Genomic DNA, 23,258 nt, shown 5'->3' with positions numbered 1-23,258 from the left:
ACTGCTCTCCTTATGTGGGGGGTGTGCGCGGGTCCCCGACTGCGGGGTCCGCGGTCGCACCCGGGGCGGCGCCGTGTGGGAGGGCGGCGCCCCGGATGTGGTGGGGGGACAAGGACCCGGCCGGGTTGCCGTGCGCCGGCCGGGCCCGGATCAGGCGTCGCCGTCCGGAAGTCCGGCGAGCCAGCTCTCGATGGCCTCGGCGGTCAGCGCCGAGTGCTCCATGGCCAGGGACAGATGGTCGGCCTCGATGTCGCGTACGGCGTCGGCCGGCACCGCGGAGGTGTCGAGCATGAAGCCGTTGCTGGCCTGCGCGGCGCGCAGGAGCAGGGTGGGGGCGGTCGTGGCGGGCGCGTCGATGTCCGTCATCAGCATGAACCAGTGCGCCATCGCGGACATCCGGGCGCTGTTGAGCGTCACGGACGGCGAGTCGATGTCGGCCAGGTAGAAGCGGGTCGTCTGGTCGAGGTTGTTGCCTTCCGAGGGGTCGTACCGGATGGACGCCGTGTCGAGCAGGATGACCGCCTCCGGCTTCACGCCCCAGGTGTCCTCCAGGACACCGGCCGCGAGATAGGCCAGGGAGCCACCGGTGGAGTGACCGACCATCACGAACGGCTCGCCGTCGCTCGCCATCAGGACGCTCTCGGCGACGATCCGGGCCGCCGCGTCACTGTCGGCGGGCAGCAGCTCGCCGGGGGCGAAGCCCATCAGCGGTATCGCCGACACATGGCGCCTGCCGCGGAAATGGGCGGCGATGCGCGCGTACTGGTGGACACCGCCGGTGGCGCCGGGCGCGCTGACGAAGATCAGGCGCGGGGAGCCGGGACCGGTGGCCAGGGTGACGCCCTCGGACAGCTCCTCCAGGTCCGCGGGCGTCTCGAAGGTGGGCCGGGTGTTGGCGACCGCCTTCAGCATCCGCATCGCCTCGACGAGCTTGCCGTCGCGCACCGCGTTGTGGAACAGGCCGACCAGCGTGTCGTCGGGGTGCACCGTGGTGCCGGCGACGGCGGCGGCGGACGCCGGGCCGGAAGCGGACAGGTCGCCCAGCTCCTCGTCGAGGTGGCGGGCCAGCTTCACCGGCGTCTTGCTGTCGAAGACCACCGACGTCGGCAGGCGAAGGCCGAGGAGCTCGCCGAGCTGGTTGCGCAGGCTGACCGAGACCAGCGAGTCGAAGCCCAGCTCCAGGAAACCGCGCTCGGGGTCGACGGCGGAGGGGTCGGCGTGGCCGAGCAGGCCCGCGGTGAAGCCGACGACCAGTTCGGTGAGCAGCTTCTCCCGGCCGGCGGGGTCGAGCGTGCGCAGCCCGTCGAGCACGGTCCTGGGCGAGCGGTCCGCGGCGGCGGCGCGCCGGGTGCGCGGCACCAGGTCGCGCCAGAGGGCGGGCAGCGTCTGCTGGACCTGGAGTCCGGCGACGTTGACCCGGGTGGGCACGACGACCGGCTCGGACCGGGCGAGGGCGGCATCGAACAGGGCGAGGCCGTCCTCGACGCTCAGCGGCGGGGTGCCGCCGCGGTCCATCCGCCCCAGGTCGGTGTCGCTGACCTGGCTGGTCATTCCGCTGCCGCGGCCCCAGGGGCCCCAGGCGAGGGACACGCCGGGCAGACCGGCCGCCCTGCGCCGGTGGGCGAGCGCGTCGAGGGAGGCGTTGGCGGCGGCGTAGTTGCCCTGGCCGGGGCCGCCGATGACGCCGGAGATCGACGAGTACAGCACGAACGCGGCGAGGTCCTGGCCGAGGGTCGCCTCGTGCAGATGGTGGGCCGCGTCGGCCTTGGGACGCAGCACACCGGCCAGTCGTTCCGGGGTGAGCGAGCCGATCAGGGCGTCGTCCAGGACACCCGCGGTGTGCACGACGGCGGTCAGCGGGTGCTCGGCCGGGACCGACGCGACGAGCGCGTCGACGGCGTCGCGGTCGCCGACGTCGCAGGCGGAGACGGTCACCTGGGCTCCCAGGCCGGTCAGTTCGGCGACCAGTTCGGCCGCGCCGGGTGCCTGCGGGCCGCGGCGGCCGGCCAGCAGCAGGTGCCGGGCGCCCCGGGCGGTGACCAGGTGACGGGCGAGCGCGGCTCCGAGACCGCCGGTGCCGCCGGTGATCAGGACGGTGCCGTCCGGGTTCCAGTCGGCGGCGGGGGCGTCGTCGGCCGTGCGCGGCAGCCGGGCGAGCCGGGCGGCGCGCACCTCGTAGTTGCGGACCGCGAGCTGCTGCTCGTCGAGCGTCAGGATGTCGGGCAGCACGCCGGCGGAGAGGAACGTGTCGTCGAGGTCGACGAGCAGCAGGCTCCCGGGGTTCTCGGTCTGCGCGGAGCGGACCAGGCCCCAGACGGCCGCGCCGGCCGGGTCGAGTACGTCCTCGTCGTCGAGGGCGACGGCGCGGCGGGTGACGAAGACGAGGCGGGTGCCCGCGAGCCGCGGCTCGGACAGCCACTCCTGGAGGTGGCCGAGGACGCGGGCGGTGAGGGCGTGCACGCCGTCCGCTCCGGCGTCCTTGTCCCCCGGGAGGCCCCCCGCCAGCGGGATCAGGAACACGTCGGGCGCGACACCGCTGTCGCCGATGGCGTCGCCCAGCGACTCCGCGTAGGCGGTGACGGTCTCGTCGGCGCGGTGCATGGCGTAGCCGAGGTCGAGTTCGTCGGAGCCGACGACGGCCCAGCGGGTGCCGGTGGCGCGGGCGGAGGCCTTGACGGGCGCCCACTTGACTGCGAACAGGTCGCCCTGGCCGGTGGCGGCCGGGGTCCCGGCGGTGCCGTCCGGGGTGCCCAGGCGCACGGTGTCGGCGGTCAGGACGAGGTTGCCCGCGGTGTCGGCGGCGGTGAGGGCGACCGTGTCGGGTCCGGTGGTGCTCAGCCGCACGCGCAGCGCGGTGGCGCCGGTGGCGTGCAGCGTGAGCCCGTCGAAGCCGGCCGGCTCGGGAACCGCGGCGCCGTCGAGGGCGGCGGCGGCGCGCAGGGCGGTGGACAGGAGCGCGGGGTGCAGTCCGAAGCCGCTGTCGGGCCCTGCGGGCAGCTCGACCTCGGCGAACACCTCGCCCTCGGTCCGCCACGCCCCGGTCAGGCCGCTGAACAGCGGACCGAGGGTGCGCCCGTCGGACTCCAGCTCCTCGAGCGGGACGTGGCGGGCGTCGGCGGGCGGCCACTCCACGAGGTCCGTGGCTGTGTTCTCGGTGTACTCGGCGTACTCGGCGCCCTCGTCGGGGGCGAGGACACCACGGGCGTACGTGGTCCAGGGTGCGTCGTCCGCGGTCGCCGGGCGGGCGTGCACGGAGAGCGTCCGGTGGCCGGAGGCGTCCGCGGGGCCGACGCGCACCTGGAGCAGGACCGCGTCGCGGTCGCCGAGGGTGAGCGGGGCGAGCAGGTCGAGGCGGTCCAGGCGCGGGGTGCCGTTCTCGTCGCCGGCGCGGACCGCGATCTCGACGAAGGCGGTGCCGGGGACGGTGATCCGGCCGTCGACGCGGTGCTCGGCGAGCCAGGTGTGGGTCAGCGGCGAGAGGCGTCCGGTGAGGACGGACTCGTCGGCGTCGGCGAGGGCGACGGTGGCACCGAGCAGCGGATGCGCGGCGGCGCCGAGGCCGAGGCCGGCGGGGTCGCCGGAGCGGGCGCGCACGTTCGGCCAGTACCGGTCGCGCTGGAAGGCGTACGTCGGCAGGTCCACGGGGGCCGGACGCGCGGGGAGGGTGCCCTCGGACACGGCGTCCCAGTCGGCCCCGGTGCCCCGGGTCCACAGGGTGCCGAGCGCGCCGAGCGCGGCGGCCTCCTCCGGCTGGTCCTTGCGCAGGGCGGGCACGGCGGTGACGTCGGTGACGGCGGCGATATCGGCGGTCTGCGTGTTCTCGCCGACGAGCGCGGACAGCACACCGCCGGGGCCGAGTTCGAGGAAGGTCCGCGCGCCCTCGTCGACGAGGGTGCGCATGGCGTCGGCGAAGCGGACGGCCTGCCGGGCGTGGCACACCCAGTAGTGCGGCGTGGCCAGTTCCTCGGCGGTGACGACGCCGCCGGTGAGGGTGGAGACGACGGGGACCGACGGCTCGCCGAAGGTGAGATCGGCGACGACGTCCCGGAACGCGTCGAGCATCGGGTCGACGAGCGGCGAGTGGAAGGCGTGGCTCACGGAGAGCCGCGTGGTGCGCCGGCCCTGCTCACGGAAGTGCTCGGCGACGGCGAGGACGGCGTCCTCGGCGCCGGAGACCACCACGGACTCGGGGCCGTTGACCGCGGCGAGCGAGACCCGCTCGTCAAGGAGCGGCCGCACCTCGGCCTCCGTGGCGTGCAGCGCGACCATGGCTCCGCCGGCCGGCAGCTCCCGCATGAGGCCGGCGCGGGCGGCGACCAGCGTGCAGGCGTCCTGAAGGGACAGCGCGCCGGCCACGTGCACGGCGGCGATCTCACCGACGGAGTGCCCGGCGAGGTGGTCGGGGCGCACCCCCCAGGAGGCGAACAGGCGGTAGAGGGCGACCTCGACGGCGAACAGGGCGGGCTGGGTGTGGCCGGTGTCGTCGAGGGCCGCGGGGTCCTCGCCCCACATGACGTCGCGCAGCGAGTGACCGAGGCGCTCGTCGAGGAGGTCGAGGGTCTCGTCCAGGGCGGCGGCGAACACCGGGAAACGGGCGTGGAGTTCACGGCCCATGCCGAGACGCTGGGCGCCCTGGCCGGAGAACAGCACGGCGAGGCCGGGGCCGTCGCCGGAGGGGACGGTGCCGCGGGCGGCCTCGGTGAGGCCGCCGTCCGCGGCGACGAGCAGCGCCCGGTGTTCGAAGGGGGTGCGGGTGGCAACCAGCGCGTGGCCGACGGCGACGGGGTCGGCGCCGGACGCGGCGAGCGGCCGTACCCGTACCAGCTGGGCGTCGAGGGCGGCGGCGGTACGGGCCGACACGGGCCACGGCACGGCGCGCGGGACCGCGGGCTCGGGCCGCTGCCCGGCGTCCTTGTCCTCCTCGGCCGCGGGGGCCTCTTCGAGGATGACGTGGGCGTTGGTACCGCTGATGCCGAAGGACGACACACCGGCCCGGCGCACCTGCTCGCCCTCGGGCCAGGGGGTGGCCTCGGTGAGCAGGCTGACGTGGCCGGCGTCCCAGTCGACGTGCGTGGAGGGCGCGTCGACGTGCAGGGTGCGGGGCAGCAGCCCGTGGCGCAGGGCCAGGACCATCTTGATGACGCCCGCGGCACCGGCGGCGGCCTGGGTGTGGCCGATGTTGGACTTCACCGTGCCGAGGCGCAGCGGGCGGCTCGCGTCACGGTCCTGGCCGTAGGTGGCGAGCAGGGCCTGTGCCTCGATGGGGTCGCCGAGGGTGGTGCCGGTGCCGTGCGCCTCGACGGCGTCGACGTCGGCGGGCGAGAGCCCGGCGGAGGCCAGCGCGTCGCGGATGACGCGCTGCTGGGCGGGCCCGTTGGGGGCGCTGAGGCCGTTGGAGGCACCGTCCTGGTTCACGGCGGAGCCGCGCAGCACGGCGAGCACCGGATGGCCCTTGCGCCGGGCCTCGGAGAGCCGCTCGACGAGGATCATGCCGACGCCCTCGGACCAGCCGGTGCCGTCGGCGGAGTCGGCGAACGCCTTGCAGCGGCCGTCCGCGGCGAGGCCGCCCTGGAGGCTGAAGCCGACGAAACTGGACGAGGTGGTCATGACGGTGACACCGCCGGCCAGCGCGAGGTCGGCCTCGCCGGAGCGTACGGACTGGGCGGCCAGGTGCAGGGCGACCAGGGCCGAGGAGCACGCGGTGTCGAGGGTGACGGCGGGTCCTTCGAAGCCGAGCGCGAAGGACAGCCGGCCGGACATCACGCTGGCGGCGAGGCCGTTGCCCGCGTAGCCGCCCATGTCGTCGTCGGAGGCGAGGACGAGGTGGGCGTAGTCCTGCGAGTTGGTGCCGACGAAGACGCCGGTGCGGCTGCCGCGCAGGCTGCCGGGGGCGATCCCGGCGCGCTCCACGGCCTCCCAGGCGGTTTCGAGGAGCAGCCGCTGCTGCGGGTCCATGGCCAGCGCCTCGCGGGGCGAGATGTCGAAGAAGCCGGGGTCGAAGTCGGCGACGTCGTGCAGGAATCCTCCCTTCTGCGTGCTGCTGCGGCCCTCTCCGTCACCGGCGAGCGTCTCCAGGTCCCAGCCGCGGTCGGCCGGGAACCCGCCGATGGCGTCGCCGCCGTCGGCCAGCAGCTCCCAGAGGTCCTCCGGGGATCGCACGCCTCCCGGGAAGCGGCACGCCATGCCGACGATCGCCACGGGCTCGTGGCGGCCCGACTCGGCTTCCTGGAGGCGCCTGCGGGTCTGGTGGAGATCCGCCGTGACCCACTTCAGGTAATCGACGAGCTTGCTTTCGTCCGGCATCGTCCGTGAACCTTCCTCAGATGTTTCTCGCGTAGTTGCGGTGGGCCCGGGTCAGGAGTTCGACGACCGGCCGAGTTCGTTGTCGATGAAGGCGAAGATCTCCTCGGCGCTCGCCGCCTCGATCCGCTCACCGACGGCCGGTCCGTCCCCGTCCGGGCCCGGGCCCGAGCCGTCCCAGGCGGCCAGCAGCCGCTGCAACCGGCCCGCGACGCCGCGGCGGGTGGCCTCGTCCATGCCGTCGGCGGACAGTTCCGCCTCCAGCCGGTCGAGCGCCGCCAGCGGGGACGCGGCCGTGCCGCTCCGCTCCCCGCCCACCAGGGAGCCGGCCAGGTGCCGGGCGACGGCGGTGGGCGTCGGGTGGTCGAAGACGAGCGTGGACGGCAGCCGCACACCGGTGGCCGCGGAGAGCCGGGTGCGCAGTTCGACCGCCATCAGCGAGTCGAAGCCCAGCCGGCTGAAGTCCCGGTCGGCAGGGACCGCGTCGGCACCGGAGTGGCCGAGCACCCCGGCCGTCTCCTGGCGGACCAGGGCGACGAGGGTCTCGTGCCGCTGCTCGGCGCCGAGGCCGGCCAGCCTGCGGGCGAGCCCGTCGGCGCCGGCCGTGGCCGCCGCGCGGCGCCGGGTGCGGACCAGGGAGCGCAGCACCGCGGGGACGTCGCCGGTGTCGGGGGCCGCGGCGGACCGGGCGACCCGGATCGCCACGGCGAGTGCCTCGTCCTGGCCGTTCGCCGCGTCGAACAGGGCGAGGCCCTGGCGTTCGGTGAGCGGCGGCATCCCGGAGCGCTCCATGCGCTCGATGTCGGCGTCGGTGAGCGTGCCGGTCATGCCGGCGCCCTGGCCCCAGGGTCCCCAGGCGAGCGACAGGGCGGGCAGGCCCCGGGCCGCTCGGTGCGCGGCGAGCGCGTCGAGGAACGTGTTGGCGGCGGCGTAGTTGCCCTGTCCGGGGCCGCCGGTGACGCCGGCCACGGAGGAGTACAGGACGAATCCGGCGAGCGGCAGGGCCGAGGTCGCCCGGTGCAGGTGCCAGGCGGCGTCCGCCTTGGGGCGGAGCACGGTGTCGAACCGGTCGGCGGTGAGCGAGCCGATCGTGGCGTCGTCTAGGACACCGGCCGTGTGCACGACCGCGGTCAGCGGGTGCTCGGTCGGCAGCGAGGCGAGCAGCGCGTCGAGGGCGGCCCGGTCGGAGACGTCGCAGGCCCGTACGGTGACCTCGGCGCCGAGCGCGGAGAGTTCCTCGCTCAGGGCGGTCGCGCCGGGTGCGTCGGGTCCGCGGCGGCCGGCCAGCAGCAGGTGCTTGATGCCGTGGCCGGTCACCAGGTGGCGGGCGAGGACGGCTCCGAGGCCGCCGGTGCCGCCGGTGATCAGTACGGTGCCGTCGCGGTCCCAGGCACGGACCTGGTCGGCGGCCGGGGTGGTGGCGGACTCGGTGCGGGTGAGGCGGGCGACGGTGAGCGCGCCGCCGCGGACGGCGGCCTGGGTCTCGCCCGCGTCGAACAGGGCGGGCAGCGAGGCCAGGACGTCGGCGGCGGTCGCGTCGGCGCCGGTGGCCGGGTCGAGGTCCAGGAGCAGGCAGCTGCCCGGGTTCTCGGACTGGGCGGAGCGGACCAGGCCCCAGACGGCTGCCGTCGCCAGGTCGGTCACGTCCTCCCGGCCGGCCGCGACGGCGCCGCGGGTGACGATCACGAGGCGGGAGTCCGCGGTGCGGGGTTCGGAGGTCCACTCGCGCAGCAGGTCGAGCACCGTCGCGGTGGCGGCGCGGACCGCGGCGGGCAGGTCGTCCCCGGCGGCGGGGTCGCCCTCGACCGGCAGGAGCATCAGTGACGGCAGGGGTGCACCGCTGTCCAGCAGTTCGGTGAGCGAGTGCGCGCGGGTGGCGAGGACGCCGTCCGCCGCGGCGAGCGCGGTGTCCAGTGCGGGCAGTCCGTCGCCGAGCACCGTCCACAGGGCGTTGCCGCCGGGGTGCGGGGCCGGAGCGGGCGCGACCCAGTCGAGGGTGAGCAGTGCGGCGTCGTCCGCGGTGGGGGCGTCCGTGCCGTGTGCGGCGGCGGTGGCGCCCAGGGTGAGCGAGGCCACCGAGAGGACGGGGCCGCCCTGCGGGTCGGTCGCCTCCAGCGCCCAGGTGTCGTCGCCGGCGGCGGTGAGCCGTACCCGCAGGAGGGCGGGGTGCGCGGCGTGCAGGACGAGCCCGTCCCAGGCGACGGCGTCGAGGGTGTCGTCGCCGTCTCCGTTGAGGACGGCGGCGGCGCGGACCGCGGTGTCCAGGAGCGCCGGGTGCAGGGCGAACGCCTGCTCGGCCGGGCTCTGTTCGGTGATCTCGACCTCGGCGAAGAGGTCCTCGCCGCGCCGCCAGGCGGCGCGCAGCACGGCCGCGCCGGTGGGTTCGGGCAGGTCGTCGACCGGGGTGGCGTCGGCGGGCGGCCATACGGTGTCCGCCGCGGCGGGGGCGGCGGGCGCGTCGGTGAGCGCCGCGGTGGCCCGCTCGATCCACGGGGCGCCGTCGCCGTCCGCGCGGGTGTGCACGGTGAGGGTGCGCCGGCCGGTCCCGTCGGGGGCGGCCACCAGTACCTGGAGGCGCTGGGGGCGCTTTTCGGTGAGCACCAGGGGCGCGCTGACGGTGAGGTTCTCGACGGTGGTGCGGTCGCAGGCGTCGGCGGCGTGCAGCGCGAGTTCGGCGAGGACCGCGGTGGGCAGGGTGGTGGTGCCGTCGCTCACGCGGCCGGTGAGCCAGGGCTGTGCGGCGGCGGACAGGCGTCCGCTGAGCAGCGTCTCGTCCGAGCCCGCGACCGCCGTGGCGGCGGTGAGCAACGGGTGCCCTCCGGCGTCCAGGCCCAGTCCGCCCGCGTCGCCGGGGGCGGCGGTGGTGTCGGGCCAGAAGCGGGTGCCCTGGAAGGCGTAGGTGGGCAGTTCGACGGTGCGGGCGCCGGTGCCGGCAAGGACGGCGGTCCAGTCGGCGTCGAGGCCGGCGGTGTGCAGCCGGGCCAGGGCGGTGAGGACGGACACGGTCTCGTCGCGGTCCTTGCGCAGCGCCGGCACGACGACCGTTCCGGTGTCGGGCAGACAGGTGGCGGCGAGCGCGGACAGCACGCCGTCGGGGCCGATCTCCAGGAAGGCGGTGACGCCCCGGTCGGCGAGGGCGCGGACGCCGTCGGCGAACCGGACGGCCTCGCGGACGTGACGCACCCAGTAGTCGGCGTCGGTGTGCGTGCCCGCGGGGGCGACCTCGCCGGTCAGGTTGGACACGACCGGGATCCGCGGCTCGTCGTAGGCGATGCTCTCGGCGACGGTGCGGAACTCGTCCAGCATCGGCTCCATCAGGGCCGAGTGGAAGGCGTGGCTCACCCGCAGCCGGGTGACGCGGCGGCCGGCCGACTCCAGGCGGGCGACGACCTGCCCGACGCCGTCCTCGGGGCCGGAGACGACGACGGAGGCGGGGCCGTTGACGGCGGCGACGGCGACGCCGTCGGCGAGCAGCGGCAGTACCTCGTCCTCGGTGGCCTCGACGGCGGCCATGGCGCCGCCCTCGGGCAGCGCGTCCATGAGGCGGGCGCGTGCGGCGACCAGCCGGCAGGCGTCCTCCAGCGAGAACACCCCGGCGACATGCGCGGCCGCGATCTCGCCGACCGAGTGACCGGCCACGAAGTCCGGGGTGACGCCCCAGGACTCCACCAGGCGGAACAGGGCGACCTCGACCGCGAACAGCGCGGGCTGGGTGCAGCGGGTGCGGTTGAGCTGTTCCGGGTCGTCGCCCCACATGATCTCCCTCAGGGAGAAGCCGAGTTCGGCGTGGAGCAGGTCAAGGACGGTGTCCAGAGCCTCGGCGAACACCGGGAAGCCGGCGTGGAGTTCGCGTCCCATGCCGAGGCGCTGGGCGCCCTGCCCGGAGAACAGGAACGCCGGTGTACGGGCGCCGGCCTCGGCGCGCGCGGCCTCGGTGACGCCGTCGGGGCCCGCCAGCAGGACGGCCCGGTGCTCGAAGGAGGACCGGCTCGTCACGAGAGACAGGCCGATGTCGGCGCCGGACACCTCGGGGTGTGCGGCGGCATGGGCGCGCAGCCGTTCCAGCTGGGCGTCGAGCGCCTGCCCGGAGCGGGCCGAGACGACCCACGGGGTGACGGCGGGGGTCACGGCGTCCTCTGCGGGACGCTCGGCCGCGGCGGGCTCGGGGGCGCCTTCCAGGATGACGTGGGCGTTGGTGCCGCTGATGCCGAACGACGACACACCGGCCCGGCGGGCCCGTCCCGTCTCCGGCCAGGCGGCTTCCTCGGTGAGCAGCCGCACCGCGCCCAGGGACCAGTCGACGTGCGTGGACGGCTCGGTGACATGCAGGGTGCGCGGGAGCACGCCATTGCGCATCGCCATGACCATCTTGACGAGCCCGGCGGCACCGGCCGCGGACTGGGTGTGGCCGATGTTCGACTTCACCGAGCCGAGCAGCAGGGGCTGCTGCGGATCGCGGTCCGAGCCGTAGGTGGCGAGCAGGGCCTGCGCCTCGATCGGGTCGCCGAGCGGGGTGCCGGTGCCGTGCGCCTCGACGGCGTCGACGTCGCCGGGCCGCAGGCCCGCGTTGGCCAGCGCCTGGCGGATCACCCGCTGCTGGGAGGGGCCGTTGGGGGCGGTCAGGCCGTTGGAGGCACCGTCCTGGTTGACAGCGGTGCCGCGCACGACGGCGAGCACCCGGTGTCCGGCGCGGCGGGCGTCGGAGAGGCGCTCGAGGACGAGCACCGCCGCGCCCTCGGACCAGCCGGTGCCGTCGGCGGAGTCGGAGAACGCCTTGCAGCGGCCGTCCTGGGCGAGACCGCCCATCTTGGAGAAGCCGGCGAAGTTGGCGGGGGTGGTCATCACGGTGACACCGCCGGCCAGCGCCATGCTGCACTCCCCCGACCGCAGCGCCTGGGTGGCGAGGTGCAGGGAGACCAGCGACGAGGAGCAGGCCGTGTCGACCGAGAGGGCGGGGCCCTCCAGGCCGAGCGTGTAGGCGAGGCGGCCGGAGACCACGCTGACGGCGAGACCGGTGGTGGCGTGGCTCGCGATGTCGTCGCGGGACCTCATGACCAGGCCGGAGTAGTCCTGGCCGCTGACACCCATGAAGACACCGGTGCGGCTTCCGCGCAGCGCGGCCGGGTCCAGCCCGGCGCGCTCCACGGCCTCCCAGGTGACTTCGAGCAGGATGCGCTGCTGCGGGTCCATGGCGAGGGCCTCGCGCGGCGCGATGCCGAAGAAGTCGGCGTCGAACTCGGCGATGTCGCTCAGGAATCCGCCCTGTCCGGACAGGTCGCCCAGCTCGCCGCCGAGCGTCGAGGACTCCCACTCACGGTCGGCGGGGAAGCCGGTGATGGCGTCGGCACCGGACGCCACGAGGTCCCAGAGTTCCTCGGGAGATCCGACACCGCCCGGGAAGCGGCAGCCCATCCCGACGATGACCACGGGGTCGTCGTCGGACGCGGCGGCAGCGTTCTGCGGGGTGGTGAAGGCCTCCGCGGCGTCGGCGCCGAGCAGTTCGTCGAGGAGATGGTCGGCGAGCTGCTGGGGCGTCGGGTAGTCGAAGACCAGAGTGGCGGTCAGGGTGAGGCCGGAGGCCTTGCCGAGCCGGTTGCGCAGTTCGATCGCGGTGAGCGAGTCGAAGCCGAGACCGCGGAACTCGCGGCGGGCGTCGACGGCGTCGGCGGAACCGTGCCCGAGGACCGCGGCGGCCTCGGCACGCACCAGGTCGACCAGGAACGGCAGGCGCTGGTCCTCGGGCAGGACCGCGAGACGCTCGGCCAGTCCGGCGCGGGCGACCGCGGCGGTGCCGGCCCGTGCCCGGCGCCCACCGGTGCGGACCAGTCCGCGCAGGATCGCGGGGACGCTCATGCCGGGGGGCAGCGAGCCGTTGCCGCCGAGGCCCAGTGGTACGACGAGCGGTTCGTCGGCGAGGGTGGCGGCGTCGTAGAGGGCCAGGCCCCGCTCGACGGACAGCAGCGGCATGCCGCTGTTGTCGTTGATGCGGCGCATGTCCTCGTCGCTCAGTCCGCTCGTCATGCCGCTGCCCTGCTCCCAGGCGTTCCAGGCGAGCGAGGTGGCGGGCAGGCCGAGGGCCTGGCGGTGGGCGGCGAGGGCGTCCAGGAAGGTGTTGCCCGCGGCGTAGTTGGCCTGTCCGGGGCTGCCGAAGACGCCGGAGGTCGAGGAGTACAGGACGAAGGCGGCCAGGTCGAGGTCGCGGGTGAGGTGGTGCAGGTGCCAGGCGGCGTCGACCTTCGGCCGCAGCACGGTGTCGAGGCGGTCGGGGGTGAGGGAGGCGAGGATGCCGTCGTCGAGGACACCCGCCGTGTGTACGACCGCGGTGAGCGGGTGCTCGGCCGGGACGGAGGCGAGCAGCGCGGCGAGCGCGTCACGGTCGGCGGCGTCGCAGGCGGCGACCGTGGCCTCGGCACCGAGGCCGGCCAGCGCCTGGACGAGTTCGGCGGCACCGGGGGCGTCCGGTCCGCGGCGGCTGGTCAGCAGCAGGTGCTTGACGCCGTGCTCGGCGACCAGGTGGCGGGCCAGCTCGGAAGCCAGACCACCGGTGCCACCGGTGACCAGGACGGTGCCCTCGGGGTCCAGGGGCCGGGGAATGGTCAGCACGATCTTGCCGATGTGCTTGGCCATGCTCATGAAGCGGAAGGCCTCACGGGAGCGGCGGACGTCCCAGGCTCGGACCGGAAGCGGGGACAGCACGTCCCGCTCGAAGAGGCCGACGAGGTCGAGCAGCATCTCCTGGATGTGGTCGGAGTCGACCATGCCCAGGTCGAAGAACCGGTAGGTGATGCCGTCCGAGGCGGAGCCGGCGTCCCGGATGTCGGTCTTGCCCATCTCCAGGAACCGGCCGCCCGTGCCGAGCAGCCGCATCGACGCGTCGACGAACTCACCGGCCAGGGCGTTCAGGACGACATCGAGGCCCTTGTCCCCCGCGACCTCCGTGAAGGCCGCCTCGAAGTCGAGGGTGCGCGAGGAGGCGATGTGGTCGTCGGCGACCCCGAGGGAGCGCAGCACGTCCCACTTGCCCTCACTGGCCGTCGCGAAGACCTCCGCGCCGAAGTGGCGGGCGATCTGGATCGCCGCCATGCCGACACCACCGGCACCGGCGTGGATCAGGACCTTCTCCCCCGCCTTCAGCCCGGCGAGATCCTTCAGCGCGTAGTAGGCGGTGAGGAACACCAGCGGCACGGACGACGCGGTCTCCCAGGACCAGTCGTCGGGGATCCGGGTCAGCAGGCGCTCGTCGGCGGCACCCGACGGACCGAACCCGCCGAACACCATGCCCATGACCCGGTCACCGGGAGCGAGCCCCGTCACGTCCGGGCCGACCTCGGTGACGACGCCTGCGGCTTCGGAGCCGAACAGGCCCGCCTCACCGGGGTACATGCCAAGAGCGTTGAGCACGTCGCGGAAGTTGAGGCCCGCGGCGCGGATCCCGATGCGCACCTGCCGGCCGGCCGGCGGCTCCAGAGCCTCCGGATGCGGCAGCAGGGCGAGACCGTCGAGGCTGCCCTTGACGCGGCTGCCCAGCCGCCACGGCGTCCCGGCCGGCGGAACGAGAGAGGAACCGGACTCAAGGCGGGCGAGGCGGCCGACGCGGACGGTGCCCTTGCGCACCTGCGCCTGCGGCTCCTCCGCGTCGAACAGCCCTGCAAGCAGCGGCAGTCGGGCCATGGACTCGGCCGTTTCGTCGACATCGGCCAGGAGCAGCCGGCCCGGGTTCTCGGACTGGGCGGAGCGCACCAGACCCCAGACGGGCGCCGCCACGAGATCGAGCGGCGCGCGCTCGCCGTCGGCGACGGCGTTCCGGGTGACCACGACGAGCCGGGAGGAGGCGAAAGCGGGTCCGGCCAGCCACTCCTGCACCAGAGCAAGCACCTCGCGGGCCAACTCGTGCGCGGCTTCCGGGCGCTGGTCGACATCGCCGCGGACCGTGACGGCGACCATGTCCGGAACGGCCCCGCTCCGGGCGGCCAGCTCCTCGAGCGTGGCGGCCGGGGTGTGGACGCCCGCGACCGCCTCGGAGTCCGCGGCGAGCACGGCGGCCAGACCGAACGGGTCATCACCCAGCACGGCCCAGGTGGCGGGAGCAGCCGGAGCGGCGAGCGTACGGGGGGTCCAGTCGACGCGGAGCAGCGAGTTGGCGTCGTCACGGCGCGACTCGGGCTCCGGGCCCGCGGCACGCAGCGTCAGCGACTCCACGGAGACGACCGGCTGACCCGCCGGGTCGACCGCGGCGATCTGCACGGCGTCGTCACCACAGGAGGTGATCCGCACCCGCAGGGTGCTCGCCCCGCCCGCGTGCAGGGACACGCCCTCCCAGGCGAACGGCAGCAGGCTGCGGTCGTCGCCCTCGGCGGACAGGAAGACCGTGGAGTGCAGGGCGGCGTCGAAGAGCGCCGGGTGCAGACCGAACGCGTCGGCGTCCTCGACCGAGTCGGGCAGCGCGACCTCGGCGTAGACCGTGTCGTCCTGGCGCCACACGGCACGCAGTCCACGGAAGACCGGACCGTACTCCAAGCCGTCGGCGGCGTAGCGCTCGAACATGCCGTCGATGTCGACGGCCTCCGCGTCCTGCGGCGGCCATACGGTGGTGTCGAAGCCGATGAGGTGTTCGCCCGAGCCGATACGGCCCGTGGCGTGCTGGGTCCACTCGGCGTCGAAGTCCTCGCCGGGCCGGGTGAAGAACCGCAGCTCGCGCGAGCCGTCCTCGTCCGCCGCGCCGACGGAGATCTGCACCTGTACGGCGCCCGTGGGGGGCAGCACGAGCGGTGCGGCGATCATCAGTTCCTCGACCCGGTCGCAGCCGGCCTGATCGGCGGCGCGCACGGCCAGCTCCAGGAAGCCGGTGCCAGGGAAGAAGATCATGCCGCCGACGACGTGGTCGGCGAGCCACGGATGGGTGGCGGCCGACAGGGAGCCGGTCAGCAGGAGTTCACCGGAACCGGCCACCGACATGGCGGCGCCGAGGAGCGGGTGGTCGGCCGAGGCCAGACCGAGGCCGGAGGCGTCCAGGGCGGCAAGGGCCGCCTTGGGCCAGTAACGCTCGTGCTGGAAGGCGTAGGTGGGCAGCTCGACGATGCGGGCGCCGGTGCCGGACAGGGGGGCCGACCAGTCGACGTCGACACCGGCGACATGCAGCCGGGCGACGCCACTGAGGAGGGACACGGTCTCGTCGCGGTCCTTGCGCAGCGCCGGCACGACGACCGCCTCGGAGTCGGTCAGGGAGGCGGCGGCGAGCGCGGAGAGCACACCGTCGGGGCCGATCTCCAGGAAGGCGGTGACGCCCCGGTCGGCGAGGACGCGGACACCGTCGGCGAACCGGACGGCCTCGCGGACATGACGCACCCAGTAGTCGGCGTCGGTGTGCGTGCCCGCGGGGGCGACCTCGCCGGTCAGGTTGGACACGACGGGGATACGTGGCTCGTCGTACGAGAGCGTCTCCGCGACGGTCCTGAACTCCTCCAGCATCGGGTCCATCAGCGGCGAGTGGAAGGCGTGGCTCACCCGCAGGCGGCTGGTACGGCGACCCTTCGCCGCCAACTGCTCGGCGACCGCGAGAGTGGCCGCCTCCTCACCGGACACCACAACGGACGTCGGACCGTTGACCGCCGCGACGGCGACACCCTCGGTCAGCAGCGGCAGCACCTCGTCCTCGGTCGCCTCCACCGCCACCATGGCACCGCCACGCGGCAACGCCTGCATCAGACCCGCACGCGCGGCCACCAGCCGGCAGGCGTCCTCCAGCGAGAACACCCCCGCCACATGCGCGGCCGCGATCTCGCCGACCGAGTGACCGGCCACGAAGTCCGGGGTGACGCCCCAGGACTCCACCAGCCGGTACAGGGCGACCTCAACCGCGAACAGGGCGGGCTGGGTGAACGCGGTGGCATTCAGGGCCGTTTCGTCGGTGCCCCACATCACGTCGCGGACGGACGTACCCTGCCCGGCCTCCAGGAGGGCGGCGACGGAGTCGAAGGCTTCGGCGAACACCGGGAAACGGGCGTGGAGTTCACGGCCCATGCCGAGGCGCTGGGCGCCCTGCCCGGAGAACAGGAACGCGGTACGGCGCGGTTCGGCGACACCCCGGGCGGCCTCGGTGAGGGTGCCGTCGGCCGCGAGCAGGACGGCCCGGTGCTCGAAGCCGGAGCGGCCGGTGGCCAGGGTGTACGCGGTGTCGAGCGCGGGCAGCGCGTCGGCGGACTCCCGCAGCCGCTCCACCTGGGCGTCGAGCGCGGCCTCGGACTTCGCGGAGACGGGCCAGGCGATCGCGCCGGGCACCGGCCGGCCGGCAGCCGGTGCGGGCACCGGCTCCTCGGGAGCGCCCTCAAGAATGACGTGGGCGTTGGTGCCGCTGATGCCGAACGACGACACACCGGCCCGGCGGGCCCGTCCCGTCTCCGGCCACACCGTCTCCTCGATGAGCAGCCGCACTGCGCCCAGGGACCAGTCGACGTGCGTGGACGGCTCGGTGACGTGCAGGGTGCGCGGGAGCATGCCCTTGCTCATCGCCATGACCATCTTGACGAGCCCGGCGGCACCGGCCGCGGCCTGGGTGTGGCCGATGTTCGACTTCACCGAGCCGAGCAGCAGCGGCTGCTGCGGGTCGCGGTCGCTGCCGTAGGTGGCAAGCAGGGCCTGCGCCTCGATCGGGTCGCCGAGCGGGGTGCCGGTGCCATGCGCCTCGACGGCGTCGACATCACTCGTGTTCAGGCCCGCGTTGGCCAGCGCCTGCCGGATCACCCGCTGCTGGGAGGGGCCGTTGGGGGCGGTCAGGCCGTTGGAGGCACCGTCCTGGTTGACGGCGGAACCACGCACCACGGCCAGCACGCGGTGCCCGGCTCGACGGGCGTCGGAGAGACGCTCCACCACGAACACCGCCGCGCCCTCGGACCAGCCCGTGCCGTCGGCGGAGTCGGAGAACGCCTTGCAGCGGCCGTCCTGGGCGAGACCGCCCATCCGGGAGAACCCGGCGAAGTTGGCGGGGGTGGTCATCACGGTGACACCACCGACCAGCGCCATGCTGCACTCCCCGGCCCGCAGCGCCTGCGCGGCGAGGTGCAGGGACACCAGCGACGAGGAGCAGGCCGTGTCGACCGACAGGGCGGGACCCTCGAGGCCGAGCGCGTAGGAGAGACGTCCCGAGACCACACTGACCGCGAGGCCCGCGGTGGCGTGGCCCGCGACGTCGTCGCGGGAGCTCATGACCAGACTGGAGTAGTCCTGGCCGTTGACGCCCATGAAGACACCCGTGCGAGAGCCGCGCAGGGTGGCCGGATCGACACCGGCGCGCTCCACGGCCTCCCAGGCCACCTCGAGGAGGATGCGCTGCTGCGGGTCCATGGCCAGGGCCTCACGCGGCGAGATGCCGAAGAACCCGGCGTCGAAGCCGGCGATGTCGCGCAGGAATCCGCCCCGCGCGGCCACGGCACCGGCCTCACCGCCGAGGAGCGCCGACGACTCCCACTCACGGTCGGCGGGGAAGCCGGTGATGGCGTCGGCACCGGACGCCAGGAGGTCCCACAGTTCCTCGGGCGATCCGACACCGCCCGGGAAGCGGCAGCCCATCCCGACGATGACGACAGGATCGTCGGTCACCTCGGCAGCGGTCCGGGGGGCGGCGAAGATTTCGACGGCATCGGCGCCGAGCAGCTCGTCCAGGAGATGGTCGGCGAGCTGCTCGGGCGTCGGGTAGTCGAAGACGAGTGTGGCGGGCAGTGTGAGACCGGTCGCCTTGCCGAGCCGGTTGCGCAGTTCGATCGCGGTGAGCGAGTCGAAACCGAGACCGCGGAACTCCCGGCGGGCGTCCACGGCGTCGGCGGAACCGTGCCCGAGGACCGCGGCGGCCTCGGCACGCACCAGGTCGACGACGAACGGCCGGCGCTGCTCCTCGGGCAGAACCGCGAGACGCTCGGCCAGTCCGGCGCGGGCGACCGCGGCGGTGGCCGCCCGGGCCCGGCGCCCACCGGTACGGACGAGTCCGCGCAGCAGGGCGGGAACGCCGGCACCGGCGGGCAACGGGCCACCGCCGGCCAGACCGAGCGGCACCACGAGCGGCTCGTCGGCGAGCATGGCGGCGTCGTACAGGGCCAGGCCCCGCTCGACGGACAGCAGCGGCATCCCACCGGCGTCACTGATCCGGCGCGCGTCCTGGCCGCTCAACTGGCCGGTCATGCCGACGCCTTGCTCCCAGGCGCCCCAGGCGAGCGAGGTGGCGGGCAGGCCGAGAGCATGGCGGTGGGCGGCGAGGGCGTCCAGGAAGGCGTTGCCCGCCGCGTAGTTGGCCTGCCCGGGGCTGCCCATGACACCGGCCGTCGAGGAGTACACGACGAAGGCGGCCAGGTCGAGGTCGCGGGTGAGGTCGTGCAGATGCCAGGCCGCGTCGACCTTCGGCCGCAGCACGGTGTCGAGGCGGTCGGGGGTGAGGGAGGCGACGATGCCGTCGTCGAGGACACCCGCCGTGTGCACCACGGCAGTCAGCGGGTGCTCGGCCGGGACGGAGGCGAGCAGCGCGGCGAGCGCGTCACGGTCGGCGGCGTCGCAGGCGGCGACCGTGGCCTCGGCACCGAGGCCGGCCAGCACCTGGACGAGTTCGGCGGCACCGGGGGCGTCCGGTCCGCGGCGGCTGGTCAGCAGCAGGTGCTTGACGCCGTGCTCGGCGACCAGGTGACGGGCCAGCTCGGAAGCCAGACCACCGGTGCCACCGGTGACCAGGACGGTGCCCTCGGGATCCAGGGGCCGGACGGGAGAGCCACCGGACTCAAGCCGGGCGAGCCGGCCGACGCGGACGATGCCCTCGCGGACGACGGCCTGCGGCTCCTCCGCGTCGAACAGCCCTGTGAGGAGCGGCAGTCGGGCCATGGACTCGGCCGTGTCGTCGACGTCGGCCAGAAGCAGCCGGCCCGGGTTCTCGGACTGGGCGGAGCGCACCAGACCCCACACAGGGGCAGCGGCCAGATCGAGCGGGCCGTGCTCGCCGTCGGCGACAGCGCTGCGGGTGACCACGACGAGCCGGGAGGCGGCGAAGGCGGGCTCGGCCAGCCACTCCTGCACCAGAGCAAGCACCTCACGGGCCAACTCATGTGCGGTCTCGCGACTTTGATCGGCGTCGCCACGGACCGTCACCGCGACCATGTCGGGAACGGCTCCGCTCCGGGAAGCCAACTCCTCGAGCGTGGCGGCCGGAGCGTGCACGCCCGCGACCGTCTCGGAGTCCGCGGCGAACACAGCCGTCAGACCGAACGGGTCATCGCCCAGCACAACCCAGGTGGCGGGAGCGGCCGGGGCGGCGACCGTACGGGGGGTCCAGTCGACGCGGAAGAGCGAGTTGGCGTCATCGCGACGCGGCCGGGCACCGGCCTCCGCGTCCGCGGCACGCAGCGTCAGCGACTCCACGGAGACGACCGGCTGACCCGCCGGGTCGACCGCCGCGATCTGCACCGCGTCCTCGCCGCACGAGGCGATCCGCACCCGCAGGGTGCTCGCCCCGTCCGCGTGCAGGGACACGCCCTCCCAGGCGAAGGGGAGCAGGCTGCTGTCGTCGGACAGGAACACGGTGCCGTGCAGGGCCGCGTGCAGAAGCGCCGGGTGCAGACCGAAGGCACCGGCGTCCTCGACCGAGTCGGGCAGCGCGACCTCGGCGTAGACCGTGTCGTCATGGCGCCACACGGCACGCACTCCGCGGAAGACCGGACCGTAGTCCAGGCCGTCCGAGGCGAAACGGTCGAACAGTCCCTCGATGTCGACGGCCTCCGCGTCACGCGGCGGCCATACGGTGGTGTCGAAGCCGATGAGGTGTTCACCCGAGCCGATACGGCCCGTGGCGTGCTGGGTCCACTCGGCGTCGAAGTCATCGCCGGGCCGGGTGAAGAACCGCAGCTCGCGCGACCCGTCCTCGTCGGCGGAACCGACGGAGATCTGCATCTGCACGGCGCCCGCGGGAGGCAGCGCGAGAGGCGTGTCGACGGCCAGTTCCTCGACCCGGTCGCAGCCGGCCTGGTCGGCGGCGCGCACGGCCAGCTCCAGGAATCCGGTACCGGGGAAGAAGACCGTGCCGCCGACGCTGTGGTCGGCGAGCCACGGGTGGGTGGCGAGCGAGAGGGTGCCGGTGAGCAGGAGTTCGTCGGAACCGGCCACCGACATGGCGGCGCCGAGCAGCGGGTGGTCGGCGGAGGCGAGGCCGAGGCCGGTGGCGTCGACGGCGGTCGCGGTCGCCTTGGGCCAGTAGCGCTCGTGCTGGAAGGCGTAGGTGGGCAGTTCGGCGGTGCGGGCGCCGGTGCCGTCGTGGAACGCCGCCCAGTCGACGGTGACGCCGGCCGTGTGCAGCCGGGCCAGCGCGGTGACCGCGCTGTGCTCCTCGGGGCGGTCCTTGCGCAGGAACGGGACGGTGACGGCGGTGGCCGACTGCTGGGCCAGGGCGGCGAGCACGCCGTCGGGGCCGAGTTCGAGCAGGACGTCGGCGCCGGCCTCGGCGAGCGCGCGGACGCCGTCGGCGAACCGCACGGCCTCGCGGACATGACGCACCCAGTACTCGGGGTCGGTCAGCTGCCCGTCCGCGGCCACGGCGCCGGTGAGGTTGGAGACGACCGGGATGCGCGGCTCGTCGTAGGAGAGCGTCTCCGCGACCGCGCGGAAGTCCTCCAGCATCGGGTCCATCAGCGGCGAGTGGAAGGCGTGGCTCACCCGCAGGCGGCTGGTACGGCGCCCCTTCGCCGCCAACTGCTCGGCGACCGCGAGAGTGGCCGCCTCCTCACCGGACACCACAACGGAGGTAGGACCGTTGACCGCCGCGACGGCGACACCCTCGGTCAGCAGCGGCAGCACCTCGTCCTCGGTCGCCTCCACCGCGACCATGGCACCGCCACGCGGCAACGCCTGCATCAGACCCGCACGCGCGGCCACCAGCCGGCAGGCGTCCTCCAGCGAGAACACCCCCGCCACATGCGCGGCCGCGATCTCGCCGATGGAGTGGCCGGCGACGAAGTCGGGGGTGACGCCCCAGGACTCCACCAGCCGGTACAGGGCGACCTCGATCGCGAACAGAGCGGGCTGGGTGAACCCCGTCTCGTTCAGCGGGGCTTCCTCGTCGCCCCAGATGATGTCGCCGAGGCCCGCGCCGAGTTCCTCGTCGAGCAGGTCGAGGACGCGGTCCAGGGCTTCGGCGAACACCGGGAAACAGGCGTGGAGTTCACGGCCCATGCCGAGGCGCTGGGCGCCCTGCCCGGAGAACAGGAATGCGGTACGGGTGCGGGCGACGGCCTGGCCCTCGTGGGCGTCCGGGGCGGGGCCGCCCACCAGCCAGGAGGTGAGCGCCTCGCGGCCGGCGGTGCCGTCCGCGCCGGTGACGACGGCGAGCCGGTGCTCCAGGGCCGCGCGGGTGGTGGCCAGCGAGTACGCGGTGTCCAGCGCGCTTGGGGCACCGGGGGTGTCCAGATGGGCGACGAGGGCGGCGACCTGCTCGCGCAGGGCGGCGGCGGAGCGCGCCGAGAGCACCCAGGGCAGGACGCCCGCGGTGCGGGGGGCGGCAGGTGCCTCTTCCGGCTGGGCCACGGGGGTCTCGGGCGCCTGCTCGACGATGACGTGCGCGTTGGTGCCGCTGACGCCGAAGGAGGAGACGCCGGAGCGGCGGGGCCGGTCGGGCGCGGTGGGCCAGGAGCGGTTCTCGGTGAGCAGCTCCACCTTGCCCGCCGTCCAGTCGACGTGGGTGGAGGGCCGGTCGACGTGCAGGGTCTTCGGCAGCACCCCGTTGCGCATCGCCATGACCATCTTCATGATCCCGGCGACGCCGGACGCGGCCTGGGTGTGGCCCATGTTCGACTTGACCGAGCCGAGCAGCAGGGGCTGTTCGCGGTCCTGGCCGTAGGTGGCGAGGATGCTCTGGGCCTCGATGGGGTCGCCGAGCGGGGTGCCGGTGCCGTGCGCCTCGACCGCGTCCACGTCGCCGGTGTTCAGGCCCGCGTTGGACAGGGCCTGCCTGATGACGCGCTGCTGGGAGGGGCCGTTGGGGGCGGTGAAGCCGTTGGAGGCGCCGTCCTGGTTGACGGCGGAGCCGCGGACGACGGCGAGCACGGGGTGGCCGTTGCGCTGGGCGTCGGACAGGCGCTCCAGGACGAGCACGGCCGCGCCCTCCGACCAGCCGGTGCCGTCGGCGGAGTCGGCGAACGCCTTGCAGCGGCCGTCGCGGGCGAGGCCGCCCTGGCGGCTGAACTCGACCAGGGAGCCCGGCGTCGACATCACGTTGACGCCGCCGGCCAGCGCCAGGGTGCACTCGCCGTTGCGCAGCGACTGCACGGCGAGGTGCAGCGCGACCAGCGAGGAGGAGCAGGCGGTGTCGACGGTGATCGCCGGCCCCTCCAGGCCGAAGGTGTACGACAGCCGGCCGGAGACGGCACTGGCGGCGATGCCGGTGCCGACGTCGCCGGTGGCGTCGTCGAGCGACCGCACCAGCAGGTAGGCGTAGTCCTGCCCGTTGGTGCCGATGAAGGTGCCGGTGCGGGTGCCGCGCAGCCCGGTGGCGTCGATGCGGGCGCGCTCGATCGCCTCCCAGGACGTCTCCAGGAGCAGCCGCTGCTGCGGGTCCATGGTGACGGCCTCGCGCGGCGAGATCCCGAAGAAGCCGGGGTCGAAGCCGGCGATCGAGTCCAGGAACCCGCCGCGCTGGCTGACCGAGGTGTCCCGGTCGTCGGTGCCGCTGGTGCGCAGCGCCTCCAGGTCCCAGCCGCGGTCGTCCGGGAACCCGGAGATCACGTCGGTGCCGCCGGCGACCATCTCCCACAGGGCCTGTGGGGAGTCGACGCCGCCGGGGAAGCGGCAGCCCATGCCGACCACGGCGATGGGCTCCCGGGCCGCGGCCACGATCGTCCGGTTGCGGCGCCGCAGCCGCTCGGTCTCCTTGACCGCGGCGCGCAGTGCCTCGACTACGTTCTCAGCAGGGGCGTTCATCTCTGCTCCATCACTTCGCG

Annotated in this window: 2 protein-coding genes; both read right to left on the bottom strand. The window is 74.5% G+C overall.

Annotation, left to right across the window (positions count from 1 at the left end; genetic code table 11):
* Positions 1–150: 150 nt before the first annotated feature.
* Positions 151–6,303 carry a type I polyketide synthase gene (locus CG719_RS02100; protein WP_100566698.1) on the bottom strand — a complete coding sequence of 2,051 codons (6,153 nt, stop codon included), beginning with the start codon at positions 6,301–6,303 and terminating at the stop codon, positions 151–153.
* A 51-nt stretch (positions 6,304–6,354) separates the two neighbouring features.
* A complete protein-coding gene (locus CG719_RS02095) occupies positions 6,355–23,238 on the bottom strand; it encodes a type I polyketide synthase (protein WP_100566697.1) in 16,884 nt (5,627 codons plus the stop codon).
* Between the last annotated feature and the right edge of the window lie 20 nt (positions 23,239–23,258).

Origin of the sequence: Streptomyces sp. CB01373 (genome assembly GCF_002803075.1) — a bacterium.
In the GTDB taxonomy this organism is placed as follows: Bacteria; Actinomycetota; Actinomycetes; order Streptomycetales; family Streptomycetaceae; genus Streptomyces.
Note: the sequence above shows the minus strand (reverse complement) of the source record. Positions and strands in the feature narration are given on the sequence as shown.